Origin of the sequence: Bifidobacterium aquikefiri, assembly GCF_002259795.1 — a bacterium.
GTDB classification, from domain to species: Bacteria; Actinomycetota; Actinomycetes; order Actinomycetales; family Bifidobacteriaceae; genus Bombiscardovia; species Bombiscardovia aquikefiri.
The window spans coordinates 620,996-638,858 of record NZ_MWXA01000005.1; the positions used below are offsets into that span (position 1 = coordinate 620,996).

The following is a 17,863-nucleotide window of genomic DNA, read 5'->3' on the forward strand; positions in this document are numbered from 1 at the left end:
AATATTCGTCAACCGCGCGTTACTCCATGGCGATGCTCAGCACGGAACCATCGGGTAGATGCACCTCGGCATGCGGATGGGGATCGAGTTGGAGGTCAACGCTGAGCGTTTCCCCGTGCTCTCCCGCGGATTCGTACACGTAACGGCGGTTTTCCAACAGCGTTGACTTGGTACGTGCCTGTGCCAGCCATGGGTTGGCCTTGCGCATCTCAATCAGGGAGCGATAGATGCCAAACATGCGCGATTGGGATTCGCTCAGCTCATTGAACGGCTGAGGCTTGGCGGGGAACGCCGGACGCACTGCATCGTCGCCACCGGGACGATCCTCCTTCACTCCGGTCATGCCAAGCTCGTCACCGTAATAGATCGACGGCACTCCCCCAACGCTGAACTGCACCACACATGCCAGAGCTGCCTTGTCGATGCCAACCTGGCTGGCAATGCGAGTCACATCATGATTGCCAATGAAGGTTTGGGGAGTGAACACATCCATGAATCCGTCATGACGTTGAAGACACCAGTCAAGTTCGAAGAAATTCCCATCCTTCAAGGAACTCCATATTGCCTTCCAAAGCTCATACTGCGTCAGAGAATCAAAACCGCTCTCGCGAATAACGGTTGGATAATCTGCCTGAATTACCTCGCCCATAAACCAGACCTTCGGGAATTTCGTACGTACTTCAGGCAAGACATGCTGCCAGAAGTGAGTCTGTGTTGTATAGGCAGCGTCAAGTCTCCATGCGCCGATTCCCTTGGCGAGCCAGAATTCCATGACGTCACGAACCAGCTGTGCCACGCGTGGCGAGTCATGATTCAATTCCGGCAACGAGGCATGTCCTTCGAACTTTGCATAGTCAGGGTTGCCCTGATCGCTGCGCCTGATCGTGAACATATCCTGATCGTCATGGCCCGCCAGAGCATTGCGGAAAGCGGGAAATCCGGTACCCACATGATTGAAAACTCCATCGAGCATCACGGTGATGCCACGCTCTCGGCAAGCTCGCATCAAATCATCAAAATCGTTGAGGTCACCAAGCCGAGGGTCTATGGAGAAATAGTCAATCGTGTCATATCCGTGGGTTTGCGAATCGAAGATCGGCCCAAGGAAAAGGCCATTTGCTCCAAGATCGCTCATGTAATCGAGCCAGGGGATGAGCCGACGAAGCCTGTGCGTCAGAACTCGCTGCGTCGCAGATCGCGGACGTATCGGAGCACCAAGGAATCCCAAGGGATACACATGCCACCAGATGATCGTTTCCATGGAAGCGTTCTTTGATCGGTTGCCATTCACCATTCCATTCCCCCCCTCGGGCACAGCCATCTCATGCAGTGCTTCATACCGTTCAGTGATGCACGATTTGAGTACTCGAATCTTATCAATTCCACCCCGCAATGTTTGCCCTGAACGAAGAGTCGGCCGTGTGATTCCCTCAGGGAAGAAAGCTCAACATCCCCAGAATATCAACGTTTTCAGGGTTGTTCATAATTGACTTGCACCGTTATCGATAGTACTGTAAAAAGTTGAGGCTCAGGTATTCACATATCTAATTTTTTCTCAACTCATAAGAAGGAAGCTATGGTTACTGCGCAGGATGTTGCTGATTTGGCAGGCGTTTCGCGCACCACCGTTTCCTATGTCATCAATGGCAGCAATCTCATTTCGGAGCCAACCAAAAAGCAAGTCATGAAGGCGGTAAAGAAGCTCGGATACCATCCGAACCTTCCTGCCCGTGCCCTTGCTGGAGGAAAGATGGGATTCATTGGAGTTGCCGTCAGGATTGATTCCAGCACCAACATCGTAGAATTATATCCACACCTTTCATCAATAATCGCTGAAACGGAATCACATAATTCCAATGTGATTCTTATCCCAGGGCAAGAGGGCATCGAAGGTATCGAAAAGGTCACCCGACAGGCCACAATCGACGGGCTGCTGCTGTTCGACATAGGGCTGAAGGATGATCGACTCTCTAGCATTGAGAGCATGAATCTGCCGTGTGTCATGGTGGGGACCACAGAAAGCACAACAACGCTACCCAGCGTCGATGTGGATTATGCATCGATAGTCAGGCAGCAGATCGATGATCTCATCCGTGTTGGATCGCAGGAAATCATCTTCGTTGACAATAAGTCGAGCGATGCAAACTACTATAACTTTGCCAAGGCTTTCTCCATTGATGGACCACGATACTGCACATCACGAGGTATCTCCTCATCAACCCGATACATTGAAAATCGTCATTGGCAAGGAATTGAATCCGTAACATCTGACATACAAACATGGAAGGGGCGCAAGGTCGGCATTGCAATTCGTACGCCAGCAATCCTCGATCTCATGACCGCATCCATGCGATTCAATAACCTGGAACTTGGAAAAGACATTCCATTGGTGGCAGTGTGTGCCGACGATTTTGCACAGGCTCAACCAACGCCAATCACCAACATCGACCCTCTCGCCGACGCATGCTCACTGACCGCCGTAAACATCCTATATTCAATGCTCAGCGGCAAGGAACAACCACAGCTTCGGACATTGCTCACACCACACTTGCAACGACGCAAGAGTACAGCATCCAAATGCTACCAATAAAGCACAATATTGCACGATTCCAATCACCGGCTCAACAGAATTGGGTCGTCCCACTTCGGAATTAATCGAGAATGGATGTGTTCAGCTTCTGTAATCAGCGAATATCGAGATTTTCCTCCTCAATCATGCGCATCCAGATGTTCAGGTGTTCGTCCTGATCGTTGGCAAGAGGATCTGCACGGTTCATGGCACGACCATCAACCGAAGATGGGAAGATATACGCACATGTAGCACCCCCATCTGCCGAATAATTCGCCATGTTTGCACGAAGAATCTCAGCTGCCAGCTTGCTGGTATGGTCGTCAGCAATCTCCTTTGGTAAACGTAGCAGCACCTCAGCCGTGAGCGCTGACCAATAGTGGGGGAATGTGTCACCGAAGGAACGGTAGATGCCGAACCAGTGACCATCCCAATGTCGTATTGCCACACCATGCAGTCTGCAGTCCGGTTGGAAACCACTGAATGAAAGCAACCATGGCAGTCTGCTCTCGATACCGTTCAAGTACTGCTTCTCGCCAGTTATGCGGTAGGCACCGATCAGCAAGCTCATCAATGGTGCCACTACAGACTGCTCGTACGCGACTTCGTGTGGAGGAAGATTGCGTCCAAGATTAAGGAAGAAGTTGGCACTTGAGAGGACATGATCGAGAATGTTTTCAGCCTCGGCGTCCCTGCCACATGCGCGGAGCAAACTGGCAGCACACTCGCAGGTCTCTGCAAATTCAATGCTCAGGAAGTGCTGCCCGCCGAGTTCAGTGAGCCGGTTGAGAATCATCGAGGCCATGTCAAGATCATGAGCATCACCACTTGCCCGGAAATGCTCACAATAGAACTGCGCGATCCATGGCATGTCATAGAGCCTCTTGCCAAACGAAGAAGCTGGTTGCGACGATCCACGGCGAGAAGCGCCGGTCAGATCAAGAAGATTCTTTTCAGCGAATGTCCGCCAATCATCGCATTCCTGTTGCGCACGAAGCTTGTCACCATCTTCAAGAAAGCCATGATTCAGTGCTTTTTGCAACAACACAGGCATGCAGATTCGTTCGGAACCATCAGTCCAGTCATTCCAGAACGGATCGATGACCTGCAGTTTTGTTCGGGTATCAACCGATACGATGGCTGCCGCAAGCGATCCGGGTCGATACGAAGCCACCTGATGGTCAAGAATGTAATGTGCTCTCTTCGCAATGGTCTGTGAAAGCGGCGAGTAGAACAGCACTTCCGTACATGCCGAATAGTCACCATCCGTGAGATGAATGTAGTATGTTCCAGGTTCGTCTGCGGTCAACGAATAGCCATGTTCGTTGTGGACAACGAACAGATGACTGTTGTCGACAGTGATGCTCAGCGACGTGTCAACGTCAATGCTCTTTCCCAGAGGCGATGACAGAGTGGAGAAATGAGCAGGGGTATGAACATCCAGTTCAAACTCATCTCGTGAATCGTACCAACCCACTTCGTTCTCAAGCTCGTAGCTCTCACCGGGCAGCAATTCCAAGCGTGGCTGACCACCGAATGAATCTGGAGAAATCGCATTATCCGTAACGTTCAACACAATGTGTCCACGAACATTCGAGAATACCGACTCATTCTGAGTCTGTAAGGAATAAGAATGCAGGGCCCCTTTGCGCACGATGAGACCAAGGGATGGCATGGAACCATCCATCGGCTCGGCATAGCACCATGCCCAGCTGCCACCAGCGAAGACATGAGCATTGACGCACTCGTCCAAAGCCTTCTGTGCAGAAGGATAATAGTTGTTGAACGGTGCCTCGAGCGATAGCTGGGATATGGTGAGCGCGGAACCCGAGACATTACGCCACACGTATCGTTCCTGCATGTGTGTTCCGCCGCTCCTTGTCACGTCAAGTTCCAGCCCCACATGGGCCATGTCAAAGTGAAGCTTCTGAACATTGTTTCTCACTTCACCGACCGATGGGGTAATCCACGAACCACTCCCCTGTGATGTGACTACCATGCCTGTTCCCCAATAGAAATCAGGTGAATGCCACGGAATGTCGGCATCAATCAGATACTCCCGCTTCGGAGAATCCGTATTGAAGAATCCGACGATGGATCCAGTCTGAGGATCAAGCTCGGCCTTGCCATTGCCAAAGGTCAGAGAGCTCGCCACCAGATGATTGTCCAACGGCCCTTGCTCCCGTACGGCCTGATTCTGTTCAGCCTGGTCGTGCACATTCTGCTCTTGCATTGTCATTGCTTATACCCACCCATTCCGTCTTGAAGATATCCTAAATCACGTTCAACAGTTCATATTGCTCACATTGCATCGGTCTCATCCCTTTACAGATCCTGCAACCAGTCCGGAAACGATCCAAGGCTGGCAGAAGAAGAATACGAAGACTGGAACCAGAGCGATAACTGTAATGGTCATGAACAATGGCCAATTCGTCGAGAACTTCTGAACCGCGTTATATACCTGTAGAACAACGGTTTCGTTATTCGTCGAAGAAAGGAAGACGCTTGGAAGCAGGAAGTCGTTCCACGTCGACATGGTCTGGAATACCACAACCGTAGTCAAGATCGGTCGAATGAGAGGCAGCACGATCTTCACATAAATTCTTCCTGCTCCCGCACCGTCAATCTTTGCAGCTTCGAACAATTCCATAGGCAGTGACGACATGTATCCAACGATCAGAAAGTAGCAGAACACGCTTGAACCCGCATAGAGCACGATCAAGCCGAGCAGTGAATCGACGAGACCGAACTGAGCCTCCATCTTGAACAACGGCAACAAGGTCGCCTGGAGTGGAATTGCAAAGCCTGCACATATTGCGATGGAATTTGCCCGTAAGATGCATCGACCTTGATGCCAGGATTCTTCTTTTCGCAATCGGCCACCAATGACCCAGCTGTGATTTTCCAAAATATGAATAAAAAGAAATTTCCGTCGCATTGCTGCTGGAAGAACCACATGCAGCCAATGGTACGATCATGGTCGCTGCAGCTACAGCTGCGCCCAGCCAACGAGATTATAACTTGGAGCTCATACGTTCCCCCTTCCTATTGTTGCGCGTCAACATTGAAGCGTACAAATCAATATATCACAACATTTGATGCGCACAAATTAACCATTTTCGGCGAGAATTTTTATTGCAAACCACGCGAGTTTGCATCTCATTTCACGTACGGAAAGACTTATACTAATGGCGTTGCACGCCATTGTGGCGTGAGACTTCCGATAGACGTGAAGCAACCGGAAGGGGCTTGCATCATGAACAAAGAAGTTGCATTTATTACAGGTTCGGCACAAGGCATTGGCGAGGCGATCGCCCGCCGATTGGTTAAGGACGGTTTTGCCGTTGCCATCGCCGATTTGAATTTCGAATTGGCTACGAAGGTTGCTGACTCCATCAATGATGATGGTGGCAAGGCGGCAGCCTTCAAGGTTGATGTTTCCGATCGTGGAGGATTCCAACAGGCAATCGAAGACGCATCAGACAGTCTCGGAGATCTCAACGTGCTGATCAACAACGCCGGAATTGCTCCAACGACACCTATCGATACGATCACTGCAGAAATGTTCGACAAGGTATACCACGTCAATGTCGCATCGTGTATCTGGGGCATGCAGGCAGCAACTGCACTATTTAAAGGCAAAGGGCATGGAGGCAAGATCATCAATGCGGCCAGCCAGGCAGGCGTCGTCGGCAATGCCAACCTGATGCTTTACAGCTCTACGAAATTTGCCATTCGCGGTCTGACTCAAGTAGCGGCGAAGGATCTTGCGAAGGATGGCATCACCGCCAATGCCTATGCTCCGGGCATTGTAAAAACCCCGATGATGATGGACATAGCCCATCAAGTAGCCGTCAATGCCGGCAAGGATGACGAATGGGGCATGAGCACCTTCTCGAAGGACATCACGCTCGGTCGTCTGAGCGAAGCCTCCGATGTGGCAAATGCCGTCGCCTTCCTTGCGGGGCACAATTCGGACTACATCACCGGTCAAACACTGATCGTTGACGGCGGTATGCAGTTCCAGTGAAATTTGCTCAGAAAGCACTGGAATGCATGAACCCACCAGTTCATGCATTCCAGTGGAGCATAGACAGTTCCTGATGGAACGAAACAGGCCTTCAAGGGATGCATCTGGGTTCCATCGCCATTGGACACGCTGCGTATTCTTTGATTCAAGCCTCGAAGATGGCCTTTCTCAGGGGAAGAATGCTGCTTGGCGACAACCATCGGCACAGCAGATTTGAATGTTTCGATTTCCTTATGAGTACAGATGTGCTTGCGAAGCAGCTTTGCCACAACAGAGTATTTCGAGCGCGGCACCAAAGAAGGGCAAGAGCTTGCACAACTCGGTTGCCGTGTCATGGTGATGCGGGAGTGCGAACTGAAAAAGCCAGAACGTTTCGAGCGCTTGAGATGCTTTTATGAGGAAGTCACAGACCTCATCAGGTGCGCTTTTCACATCGGTTCTGAGCAACAATCAGGCGAAAATGACTCCAAAAGCGCTGTTTAAAAGTTGAATCGAGATAGAATGGAGCATCATTCACGCCATTCTGCCGACCCCAGACTCTCACTTCAGAACAGCTTGATCAGAACCACTCCGCACACGAGTATGAGTATGCCTACCAGCTGGATTGCCTTTACCTTGATGCGCCTGGCTCCGAGCCAACCCAGACTATCTATCACCAGTCCGCCCGAGATCATGCCGAAGAGGACAATGACGACGGTTAGACCAGTCCCTATCTCTGGGACGAGATAGGCGTTTCCGAGAACGAAGAGGGAACCGATCACGCCGCCGAGCCAAATCCACCACGGATTGTGTGTCGAGAAAGCTGGACGAATGTGAATCCCATGCTCATATATGGCAACTATCAGCAGCAGCGCGACAGTGCCAACGAGGAATGATATGAATGCTGCCTTTTCCGGCGATTGCAACACGGTTCCGAGATGACCGTTGATAGCCGTCTGGGCCGCGCTGAGCATGCCCGTGCATATTCCTGCAATCTGCCAAGGCAACACGAGCGAAGCATGTCTCGTTTCTGCCGTCTTCAATGTACCCGCCGACGAATTGGTGAACACCACCAGAACGACTCCAAAAAGAACGACGATGCCACCAACGACTCTGACGAGCGTAAGCGTGTGCCGTGGCAATCCGAACCAACCGAAGTTATCGATCAGCATGCTCATGATCAGCTGTCCAACAACTGGCATGATTACCGTCTGCGCAGCTCCAAGATGTGGAAAGAGAACGATATTCCCTGTGAGATAGACAACTCCAAGGATTCCACCGATCCATATCCACCATGGCTGTTGAGCAAATGTCGCGATCGGGACAATCAGCCCTTGCATCGTTATCAACAAGACCAATGCCAGAAATATGGTTCCGATACTGAACGAAATCATGGAAGACCGCATTGGTGAATCTACAATGTTTCGCAGCCGCGAGTTGATCGCCGTCTGCACAGGCAATCCAAACCCAATCACTAAACCGATCAGCAGCGAAAACATGAAGGACCCCTCTTGACAAGATAACGCTTGCACTTCTCACAGGCCCAGTACGGAACATGGTGCCTTCCCGTGACGAAGCACGCAGGATTATTGGAACACATGCGAGTATAACGGCGTGAGCGCCATTGTCAGTTTCAAACAACCATTTTTCTCGGAGAGGTGATGCGACGCGAGCAGCTTGAGGGATGTCAAGGATTGGCGAACGCATAACCAATGGCTAGGATTTAATGACATCGGTGAATTACAAGGTCATGAAAGGGATAGCATGACAACCATTGCGAAAGAGGCAAAACGCATAGCGATCCTCGGATATAGCGGTTCTGGAAAATCGACGCTTGCACGCAAGCTTGCCTCCGATCGTTCTCTTCCGCTGGTGTATCTGGATACACTCCACTGGCTGCCGCATTGGCAGGAACGCAGTCACGATGAGGCGAGCGCGATGATGGACGAATTCCTGGACACGCACAATTCGTGGGTCATCGAAGGAAATTATCGTAACATATCATTCGAGCGACGAATGAATGAGGCAGACTGCATCATCATTCTCAATGTCAACCGCTTGATTTGCCTTCGCAGAGTGTTGTTGAGACGGTTGAAATATCGAAATACCAACCGCCCGGACATGACCGTCGGGTGCAATGATAAGATCGATGCTGAATTTCTCGCATGGCTGCTCTGGAGAGGGCGCTCACGAAGCCGCGCAGCCTTATATAGAAGTCTCGCTCACCGCTTTCAGGGAAAATGCGTGACCTTGTGATTCATGCGGTAGACGAGGGAACCTTATTTCGCGATTGTCGAGTCTATCGATGCCAGCAGTTTTGAGGTAAATGTGGTCACCGCTGTTTCGCTCTGATTCTTGGTGAGGACTGCGAGTGCAATCGTGTGGCCCTTGTCCTTGATGATGAGGAAATAGTTATACGCGTTCTTGATGCCGCGGCCGCGATGTGCGCAAACCTGCATGTCTGCAGGAATGGTTACACCATCCGCCGTTATGTCATAGGTCATCAGGTTTGCCCCACCGGCTGCTTCAGCTGCTTTCAGCATGGAAGCCGAATCGGATGCTGTGGAATAGTTTTCGAGGCCATTGTTGGATGCTGCAACGTCTCCGAAATTTCGGCCCATTTCGGTTGATTTGTAACCGTTCTTATGCAGCCAGCCGGTCACGCCGCTAAATCCGCCCAGATCTGCCATCGCCGTGTTGGCATCGTCATTGCTCATGGTATTCATCATGACATCGGAAGCCGCTATTGAATCTGGATTCTTGCCGGAATGCGCGTCAAGATATATGGGCAGATAGAGTCCGGCAGCAACGAACTTCGTTGTTGCCAGCTTCGATGAATATGCGTCTTTACCATTGATGTCTATGCCGGCGATTGCAGCATCGGATGCTGAGAACTGCGATATCAGTGTATTGAGCTGTTTTTTATCAAAGACGGTTTTCGATGATCGCGCGGACTTGGTGGTCTGCTGTGGTGTGCTCGGGGTTGCTCCAACGTTGGTGGAGTTCGTATCCAATATGCCACTGTTGAGTATCCCCACGATGATGAGGCATATGGCAATCATCGCTGCGATGGTTATGCCGATGCTTATGAGCAGCCTTGGGTTGCGAGATGTTTGCTGATCTGCCTGTTTGGGTGCTGGAGTCTGAGGTTGGTTCTGTGGATGAACTTGTTGGCTCAGTAGTGGTGGTTGATACGGATTGGATTGATAGGGATTGGATTGATAGGGATTGGATTGATAGGGATTGGATTGATATGTCGGCTGCTGTTTTCGTTGGGGCTGAAGCTGTGGTCGCTGAGCCGTTTCAGGGGAGCTGGTCCCGGCCTCGCTCTTGGCAGGTGAGTCGTCAGGATTATCACTGTTGCTCAATCTATTTGCATCTTCGACTCCCTGAGAGGAACTGTTCGAGACCCTCTCTTGTGTTGTGTTTACCAAGTCAGCCAGATTGCCTGAATTGACCCCGAATGCCGCATTGGCAAAATTCGCTGGATTCATCTGCGCCGCATATCCTGGCTGAGCTTGCCGCCCTGCACCATTGCCATCCGTCTGGCCATGGTGCATAGCCGATGTGGGAATATCAAATGGAAAGGTGGGCTGATACTGGGTCTCTTCAAACTCATGCAAACCGAGAACCCCCGAAGCTGCAAAATTGGTGCCGTCGTTATTCTTCGACGGCTCGCCAAATTTTCCATGCCCATCGTCGCTAGCCTGATCTTCATTGCGCTCGTCATTGGGTTGATCCGATTTTGGAGAATTACCGATTCCTGAATCTTCGTCATCACCAAACATCTCAGCAATATCAATGCTTGAAGTGGATTCCACATCGTCAAGAGCCGTATCAGGATGCGCATCAAGATCATCAGCGCCCTTGATCTGCTTTGTGGAATTCAGATCAGCAGGCAGAGCCGGTAACCGCGAACCACAAGAGATGCATACTTGCGCACCCTCTTCATTTTCAAATCCGCACTTGTCACAAACCAATATGCTCCCCTGACTCCGTCCATCACTATCAATACCCTATCAAACAGCCACAATCCCCCGCAGAAATGTCTCGTTAGGGAGTGTATGTTTCCGTCACCCCGAGCGCCCAAGCACGCATTTTCTCCGTCACCCCGAGCATCCAAGCGCACATTTCTCACCGTCACCCGAGCATCCAAGCGCACATTTCTCACCGTCACCCGAGCGTCCAAGCGTACATTTCTTCCCTGTCATCTCGAGCGAAGGCGAAGCCGAAGTCGAGAGATCCCCCCCCACTCAACGGTCAACAGAAGATCCCTCGACTACGCTCGGGATGACAAAGGAACACGCTCAGAATGACAAAGGAACATGGTTGGAACAACGAAAGGGATTTCTGCTATTACGGGCGCGCCCAAGGGTGTGCTTTTTCTGTCATTGAGACCGCTTGTGGGTGCATTTCTCACCGTCATCTCGAGCAACCAAGCGCGCATTTTTCTTTCTCCGTCACCCCGAGCGTCCAAGCGCACATTTCTCACCGTCATCTCGAGCGTCCAAGCGCATTTCTCACCGTCATCTCGAGCGAAGGCGAAGCCGAAGCAGAGAGATCCCACCCCCACTCAACAGTCAACAGAAGATCCCTCGACTACGCTCGGGATGACGGAGAAAGGGTTTGCTGCAATGTTGGTAGATATCTTGATCTGATCGAACGGAAAATCGATTTTCTCATATCCTTACAAGGTTCGAATGTCTCATCCCGGATCTTTACACCGCAGAAGTCCAAGAAAAGCTAGAGACACCATCAGGTACAGTGCCGTATTGATCTGGATCAACTCGCACTTGCCATAGGTACCGCCAACTTCCCTTACATATTGTGCACGTAAGCATAAGTAAACATTCATGGTTGAGATGCACAATTGTTGTATTGAAACGTTTGGACAGCCTATTGAGGAAGGTACAACGAGATGGATAGCGTATTCGCGAGCATAGGTCAATGGTTTTGGACCGTGATCAGTACCGTCTATGCCAATCTGGCATCCTTGTCCATCACTGCACTACTTGGTCTTTTGGCCGTTTCATGGATAGTCGCCATCATCTTCCGCATTTTTGCGAGAGGATCCGGTAGCCTGATGCGGCTCATATCTTCAATACTCGTAGGATTGGCAAGCTTGCTTTCAGTGATCGTTGTGGTCGGGATCATCGCTAATCTGACTTCAGGTGCAGCGAATGATTTCACGGCATTCACCAATTCAATCTGATTCTCCGACGCTCCACTCTGACTTCAGTCAGTACAAGCACCGCTCATAGCGATTCAGGCACCTGCCTTCTGAGACTCTTTTGCCGCACATTCCTTGCAAAGTCCATGGAGCAGCAAATCCCCTGAATCAACGTTGAATCCGGCCTTCGCCGCAGATTGTATATCCTTCTGCGTTACGGGTGGGATGTCCAAATCGAAGATTCGCCCACACTGCCTGCATTTCATATGCGCATGTGGATGGCTCCAACCAGTGTCATAGAGCATCTCACCATCATTGATTGCCATTTTGTGGATGACGCCTAGCTGAGTGAAAAGCTCCAGGGTGGAATAGACCGTGGGCAATGAAATTCCAGGAAAAACGTCCTCAAGTTCCTGTTGAATCTGTTGGGCACTGACATGCTGCGCCGTCGCAGTGATGATGCGATAGATCAGCTTTCGTTGTGGGGTGGTCCGTAAACCCCGATCATGAAGAACCTCATCAAGATTCGTGTGAATCACACGTTCCTCTTCTTGTGCCTGCATAGAACCTAGACTAGACGACATCACACACTATTTCAAGGAATTTGTTTTCTTAATTTGCATTTAATTAGAAATCAATTAAAATAATTCATGGAGGTTTTTGATATGACTCATTCAGAAAACATTGATTCTGAGATGGCTTATTCGGATTCGGCAACTTCGAATACGACAGCCAAACAATCGCCAGCGGGTATATCCGCTGCTGCATTTGCCAAGAAACTATTGTCATCCAATCATACTGACAGCGCTTTCGTACTTCGTTATGTGCAGCCAGGTCTCGTCGGCTTGATCGATGGCACAGTGAGCACGCTAGCTCCCGTATTTGCGTCAGCAATCTTCTCCGGTTCTCATGCCGCGTTCATCGTCGGCATGGCAACCGCACTCGGTGCCGGCGTGAGCATGGGCTGGTCAGAAGCGCTTTCCGATAATGGAAAGTCAACGGGCCGCGGCTCTTCCATAGTGCGTGGAGCAATCACCGGAGCCGCGACCACCATCGGTGGCACCTTCCACACACTGCCCTTCCTGATTCCCAATCTGCACCTATCGTTGCTCGTGGCATTCATTGTGGTTGCCATAGAACTCGTTGTCATCGCATGGGTGCGTAACCGCTTCCTGCACGTTCCGATGAAGAATTCACTCCTGGTTGTCACGCTCGGAGGGCTTATCGTTCTCGCCATCGGCGTTGCATTGGGAGCCAGCTGACCCCAGATTGACGGATTGCAAGTGCCAGCATTGTCGTTGCAGCGACAATGCTGGCACTTCATCAGTGAAGACTTCAGTTGGATCTGTGTCAGTCGAGTGAATGCATGGGCTGGCTACCGAGCTTCGCTCGATGCCTTCTCTCAAAAGAGTCATGGACACACGCCGCCCAGAACTCGAAGTCAAACGATTTATGTGATAGTTTAGACGGGAAATCCTTTTACCAAAAGGAATGACGATGACGGTCATGAGCAGCAACCGTGGGCATATCCAACAAAGGAGAGACGATTACATTCTTTGTCGAGGAAGATGAAGCACGCATTGAAGCTCCTTGCTACAGGGTCGCCATCAGACCCATCGCACAGCCCAGTACTCAACGAACGAGAAAGAATCAACGGGAGCCCGAGAGAATGAGTAATCACATACCTTGCTATCAGCCAATTCTAGACGATGAAATGGCGTTGTCAAAGGCTGAAAAAAGCATCAAGGCATTATCCGCAGAACGCAACGACCGCTGGTATCCCCTGTTTCACATAGCCTCGAATGGCGGTTGGATCAACGACCCTAATGGGCTGTGCTTCTATAAAGGCAGATGGCACGTCTATTATCAGCTTCACCCGTTCAGCGCAACATGGGGCCCCATGCACTGGGGACATGTATCCAGTGCCGACATGATCACGTGGAGAAGAGAACCCATCGCAATGGCTCCTACCTTGGAACAGGAAAAGGATGGGGTATTCTCAGGCTCTGCGGCGATTGACGACGACGGAACGCTCACATTCTTCTATACCGGTCACCGCTGGGCCAATGGTCACGATGGCTCTGACGGCGAATGGCAGGTCCAGATGCTGGCCGAGGCAACAGACGACAATGCCATTCACCTCAAGAAGCTGGGCATGATCATCGACTGCCCGAGAGAGGCAGTCAATTCACACTTTCGCGATCCAAAAGTCTGGAAGCAAGGCGACACATGGTATCTCATTCATGGCGTCAGCTCGGCCAATAAGCGTGGTCAGATTTGGCTCTACACATCCAACGACCTGGTGCATTGGAACTTCGACCGCGTGCTCTTCGAACACGATGATCCACAGGTCTTCATGCTTGAATGCCCAGACTTCTACCCGCTGCAAGACAATGCTGGACACACCTGGTGGGTGCTGTGCTTCTCGGCAATGGGATCGAAGGCCAAGGGCTTCATGAATCGCAATCTCAATAATGCCGGGTATCTGGTAGGTTCGTGGGAACCAGGGAGCGCATTCCATCCCTTAAGGGAATTCAAGCTCTGGGATTGGGGACACAATTTCTATGCTCCACAATCCTTCCGAGCCCCCGACGGCAGACAGATCATGTATGGGTGGATGAGTCCTTTCGTCCCACCCATACCCATGCAGGATGACGGCTGGTGCGGTCAGCTTACACTCCCTCGAGAGATCACAGTCGACGAGCAGGGCGATGTCAGATCCAACCCAGTGAATGAAATAACGCAACTTCGCATCGATGACATCACTTGTGGTTCCCTGAGTCTCAACGTCAATGAGCACAGAGTGCTGATCGAGGATGCGCAGGCAGTCGAAATCGAGATGGACATCGACATCGCGCACTCCAGCGCCGAACGAGTGGGACTCAAGATTCATTCCACCGATGATGGCGCATATACCTACGTCGCCTATGACGCGCAGATTCAACGCGTCGTCATCGATCGGCAGGCCACGGCATATGGCGACCGCGGATATCGTGCAGCACCGGTTCCCGTTGAAACCGAGCACCTCAATTCGTTGAAACTGAGAATATTCGTGGACCGCGGATCCGTGGAAGTCTTCATCAATGAAGGCACGGAGGCCATGAGCTCGTACAGCTTTCCCTCGGCTGGGAGAAGGTCGGTGATTCTGATGTCCGAATCAGGAGAAGCCCTCATCTCTTCCGTGCACATACACCATCTGAAGAGCATCGGTCTCGATACGGACCAGCCAGCAGGACGGACAGCCCAGTAGCCCTCGCGGATGCGAGCGCAACCACTGGCCTGTTCTCATCTGAACAGGAGCCCCCCGCACGCGTGCTCCTGTTCCCCCATATTTCCGAATGAGTCACGCATTGCTCACGACGATGTGATTGTTGAAGCGTGGTCTACCCATGAAACCCCAGCGTTCCATATTGAGTGGCATGTCATGCGACTCCACTCCATGAAGCGATGCGAATGTCTGTGAAGAGGGCCTCGCCCCCTTCGGTGTGCAGCGAGACATGCTCATCACCCTCGATGAAGTAGATCTGATCCGAGTGAACATGACGACCTTCTGCCACGAATACCTCGACCGATTGCCTGTCGACGAAGGCGGTGATTTCGATGGGGCACGCTTCATCTGCGATTTCAGAGCGGGAAAGAGTCCAAGGCTTGAATGGAAAGTCCCATCTCTCGCAGTGACTTCGATCCATATAGAAACCAGCGGAATCCAGGCCGAATTCGCAGTATCTGCTTCCATCGACCGAACCACCAACGCGAATTGATGCCTTCTCAGCAGACGAACGATCTATCGTTGCGGTGAGACGATAGGCAGTGCCTGAAAACGCAAGTTGCCGATCTCCTTGCACAGCCATGTCCTCGATGATTAGATTCTGCGAAAAATAGCTGTCTAACGTTTCGACTGGCTGCGAGAGCAGCTCATATTCATCGCCGTTGCTTGCCAGCCGTATCGTACGGACGATCGAAAGCATACCATTGAAGTTGTCAGTCGCGTCGGTTGGAACTGTTCGTGCCGCATAATCCCAGTTATTCATCCACCCGATTGCATATCTTCTACCATCGTTGGGGTTGTGCCATGTCACGGCTGCATACCAGTCCCATCCCTCGTCCAGCCATTTTGGAGCCTCGTGGTCAGGCACGAACTCATGGTCGATGAATCGTCCAATCCAATATGCATATGTATTGGTCTTTCCGGCAAGAACACCCCGCATGCTCCCGGCAATGATCCAATGTGTCGTTCCGTCATCGGCAACCATCGAGAACAGGTCAGGGCATTCGACACCGCCTATGTCCTCACCTTGATAGGTAAAGGTGGAGAGATACTGCCACACCCTCAAATTTGCGGAACGATACAGTGCCACCGAATGGTCTCTGCCGATCGCTGCAATCCAACGGCGTTCGTCCTCGTCCCAAGCGATCTTGGGGTCTCTGAACCAGTTGGAATGGTCCGTATTCGATATGACAGGCTTTTCGCATCTGCTGAAGGTGTTCCCATTGTCAGACGAGTGCCACAGATACTGCTCTTGTTGATAGTCATCGCCATGACTTGGCTGCGTCGCGAAGACGAGAATCGCGTTCTTGCCAAAGCCGGCTGTGCCATCCTTGTCGACGACGCAGGAACCTGACCACACCCCCAGACCTTCGTGGAGATGAATGGCTATGCCTTGGTCTTCGAACATCACATGATCGTGGGAAACCAGGTGACGCCATTCCCCTGGCAGATAGTATGAGCTGCTGTACAGATAGTACATGTTGCATTCGTGTCCATGATAAAAGGGACGTTGGGGATCATTCAGCCACTGCTGGGGGGCGGTGACATGATATTGCGCTCGGAGGGAGTGCGGCACTGCCGAATTCACTCGGTCACTGCTGAAACTGTGCATTGGTGGTTCTTTCCGGAATTGTGGAAGCTTTGCGTGACATAATGACTTGCATGACGTGGCAAATGGAAGGTACATGTGGCAACTCAACCCTGACTTCACCGTGCCAGTTGCCACTTTCACATCATGAATCTGCCGAGCTTTCGGCAACAGACTCCTTTTCGACCAGTGCGCAGTGAATTCGTGCGTGTCTTCGTGACAGGCTGGGCAACGCTGCCCTGGTATGCGCATGCTTCACTGCATCATTCGCGTCGGCTCCATCAATCAGCGAGACAAGCTTCTGAGTACCCCAGTATCCCATCTCATAATGTGGCAACTCGATTGTCGTCAGATGCGGTGTGAACGTTTCTGCGATCACCTGGTGGTTATCGACCCCGACGACGGAAATCTGCTTGCCGACCACGACTCCATGCTTGGCAGCCTCCATGTATACGCTCCATGCACGGGCATCGTTGAAACAGAAGAAACCATCGGGATGGAATCGTTCCGTAAGCTCTTGAACCTCTTGCGATGTTTGCGTGCCAATGTGTGGGTGAATCACGAGGTTGTCATCAAACGGAAGACCCGCTTTCTCCAACACTTGCCTATATCCCTGCATGCGTCCCTGCTCGGCATCCAGGTCGCCATCGGCGCCGATGTAGGCTATGCGTCTGCATCCGGCATCAATGAGCCTTGTCGTCGCATCCTTGCCGATCTGAATCTCATCGGGAACGATGGAGGGGATGTTCGATTGAGCCTCCCTCGCATCAAGAAGCACTAACGGATCCTTGCGCAAGGATTCAGGCACCTGCACAGTCTGGTTGAACATACGGGCATAGAGGAATCCATCGACTCCATACTGTTTCAACGTTGCAATTTCCTGAGCCTCCAGTTCGTCATCGCCATTCGTGTTCACGACCAGCAAGGTATAGCCGAGTTGCTGGGCGGCAGTTTGCGCACCCAGAATCAGCCGACCTGCAAATGGTGTCGTGGCGATTTCATCACTGATGAAGCCCAGGATATATGTTCTGTTGGTTCGTATGCTTCTCGCCATTCTGTTGGGTTTATATCCGAGCCGCTGGGTCTCCTCATGAATTCTTTGAGCGAGTTCAGGACGGATGCGTCCATTTGCATGCCCATTCAGAACCAGGGATACCGCAGATATGGAAACTCCCAGGTCTTCCGCAATCTGCTTCATCGTTATATTGACCATGAAACCCAGCCTCCATGCTGCTTGATCCACGTTCATCGCCACAACC

General features: G+C 51.4%; 13 protein-coding genes and 1 pseudogene. 6 read left to right on the plus strand and 8 right to left on the minus strand.

Translation table 11 applies throughout. The features are described from left to right. Window positions 1–19: 19 nt before the first annotated feature. Window positions 20–1,294 carry an alpha-amylase family protein gene (locus BAQU_RS06505; RefSeq protein WP_094693743.1) on the minus strand — a complete coding sequence of 425 codons (1,275 nt, stop codon included), beginning with the start codon at window positions 1,292–1,294 and terminating at the stop codon, window positions 20–22. A 282-nt stretch (window positions 1,295–1,576) separates the two neighbouring features. Here BAQU_RS06505 and BAQU_RS06510 point away from each other — a divergent pair, with 282 nt between their 5' ends. Continuing rightward, on the plus strand, window positions 1,577–2,590 hold the full coding sequence (locus tag BAQU_RS06510) for a LacI family DNA-binding transcriptional regulator (RefSeq protein ID WP_094693745.1): 1,014 nt from the start codon (window positions 1,577–1,579) through the stop codon (window positions 2,588–2,590). Between the two features lie 94 nt (window positions 2,591–2,684). Here the strand turns inward: BAQU_RS06510 and BAQU_RS06515 are convergent, their stop codons facing one another. After that, window positions 2,685–4,802 (minus strand): hypothetical protein, encoded by a 2,118-nt coding sequence (locus BAQU_RS06515; protein ID WP_244568455.1) that lies wholly within the window; start codon window positions 4,800–4,802, stop codon window positions 2,685–2,687. 84 nt (window positions 4,803–4,886) lie between these two features. Further along, window positions 4,887–5,372 (minus strand): annotated as a pseudogene (locus tag BAQU_RS06520) (carbohydrate ABC transporter permease); the annotation flags it as partial. A 453-nt stretch (window positions 5,373–5,825) separates the two neighbouring features. Here BAQU_RS06520 and BAQU_RS06525 point away from each other — a divergent pair. Further along, on the plus strand, window positions 5,826–6,599 hold the full coding sequence (locus tag BAQU_RS06525) for a (S)-acetoin forming diacetyl reductase (protein ID WP_094693747.1): 774 nt from the start codon (window positions 5,826–5,828) through the stop codon (window positions 6,597–6,599). 545 nt (window positions 6,600–7,144) lie between these two features. Here BAQU_RS06525 and BAQU_RS06540 read toward each other — a convergent pair. Beyond that, on the minus strand, window positions 7,145–8,077 hold the full coding sequence (locus BAQU_RS06540; RefSeq protein WP_094693753.1) for a DMT family transporter: 933 nt from the start codon (window positions 8,075–8,077) through the stop codon (window positions 7,145–7,147). Between the two features lie 265 nt (window positions 8,078–8,342). On the opposite strand from BAQU_RS06540, the gene BAQU_RS06545 reads away from it, so the two are divergent. Next, a complete protein-coding gene (locus BAQU_RS06545) occupies window positions 8,343–8,834 on the plus strand; it encodes an AAA family ATPase (RefSeq protein WP_094693755.1) in 492 nt (163 codons plus the stop codon). 23 nt (window positions 8,835–8,857) lie between these two features. Here BAQU_RS06545 and BAQU_RS06550 read toward each other — a convergent pair whose 3' ends face one another. Then, entirely contained in the window at window positions 8,858–10,558 is a 1,701-nt protein-coding gene (locus tag BAQU_RS06550; protein ID WP_094693757.1) for a serine hydrolase, read from the minus strand. A 938-nt stretch (window positions 10,559–11,496) separates the two neighbouring features. Here BAQU_RS06550 and BAQU_RS06560 point away from each other — a divergent pair. Further along, on the plus strand, window positions 11,497–11,790 hold the full coding sequence (locus BAQU_RS06560; protein WP_094693761.1) for a hypothetical protein: 294 nt from the start codon (window positions 11,497–11,499) through the stop codon (window positions 11,788–11,790). A gap of 53 nt (window positions 11,791–11,843) precedes the next feature. On the opposite strand, the gene BAQU_RS06565 is transcribed toward BAQU_RS06560, so the two are convergent. Continuing rightward, window positions 11,844–12,311: a Fur family transcriptional regulator gene (locus BAQU_RS06565; protein WP_158215657.1), complete on the minus strand. Its 468-nt coding sequence runs from the start codon at window positions 12,309–12,311 to the stop codon at window positions 11,844–11,846. Between the two features lie 102 nt (window positions 12,312–12,413). Here BAQU_RS06565 and BAQU_RS06570 point away from each other — a divergent pair, with 102 nt between their 5' ends. Continuing rightward, window positions 12,414–13,010, plus strand: coding sequence for a VIT1/CCC1 transporter family protein (locus tag BAQU_RS06570; RefSeq protein WP_211277125.1), 597 nt, complete (start codon window positions 12,414–12,416; stop codon window positions 13,008–13,010). A 407-nt stretch (window positions 13,011–13,417) separates the two neighbouring features. After that, window positions 13,418–14,998: a glycoside hydrolase family 32 protein gene (locus BAQU_RS06575; RefSeq protein ID WP_094694099.1), complete on the plus strand. Its 1,581-nt coding sequence runs from the start codon at window positions 13,418–13,420 to the stop codon at window positions 14,996–14,998. Between the two features lie 172 nt (window positions 14,999–15,170). On the opposite strand, the gene BAQU_RS06580 is transcribed toward BAQU_RS06575, so the two are convergent. Together BAQU_RS06580 and BAQU_RS06585 are read right to left on the minus strand one after the other, a co-directional pair. Further along, entirely contained in the window at window positions 15,171–16,856 is a 1,686-nt protein-coding gene (locus tag BAQU_RS06580) for a GH32 C-terminal domain-containing protein (RefSeq protein ID WP_094693765.1), read from the minus strand. Further along, window positions 16,750–17,802 carry a LacI family DNA-binding transcriptional regulator gene (locus tag BAQU_RS06585; RefSeq protein WP_094694101.1) on the minus strand — a complete coding sequence of 351 codons (1,053 nt, stop codon included), beginning with the start codon at window positions 17,800–17,802 and terminating at the stop codon, window positions 16,750–16,752. Before BAQU_RS06585 ends, BAQU_RS06580 begins: the two co-directional genes overlap by 107 nt. Window positions 17,803–17,863 lie beyond the last annotated feature (61 nt).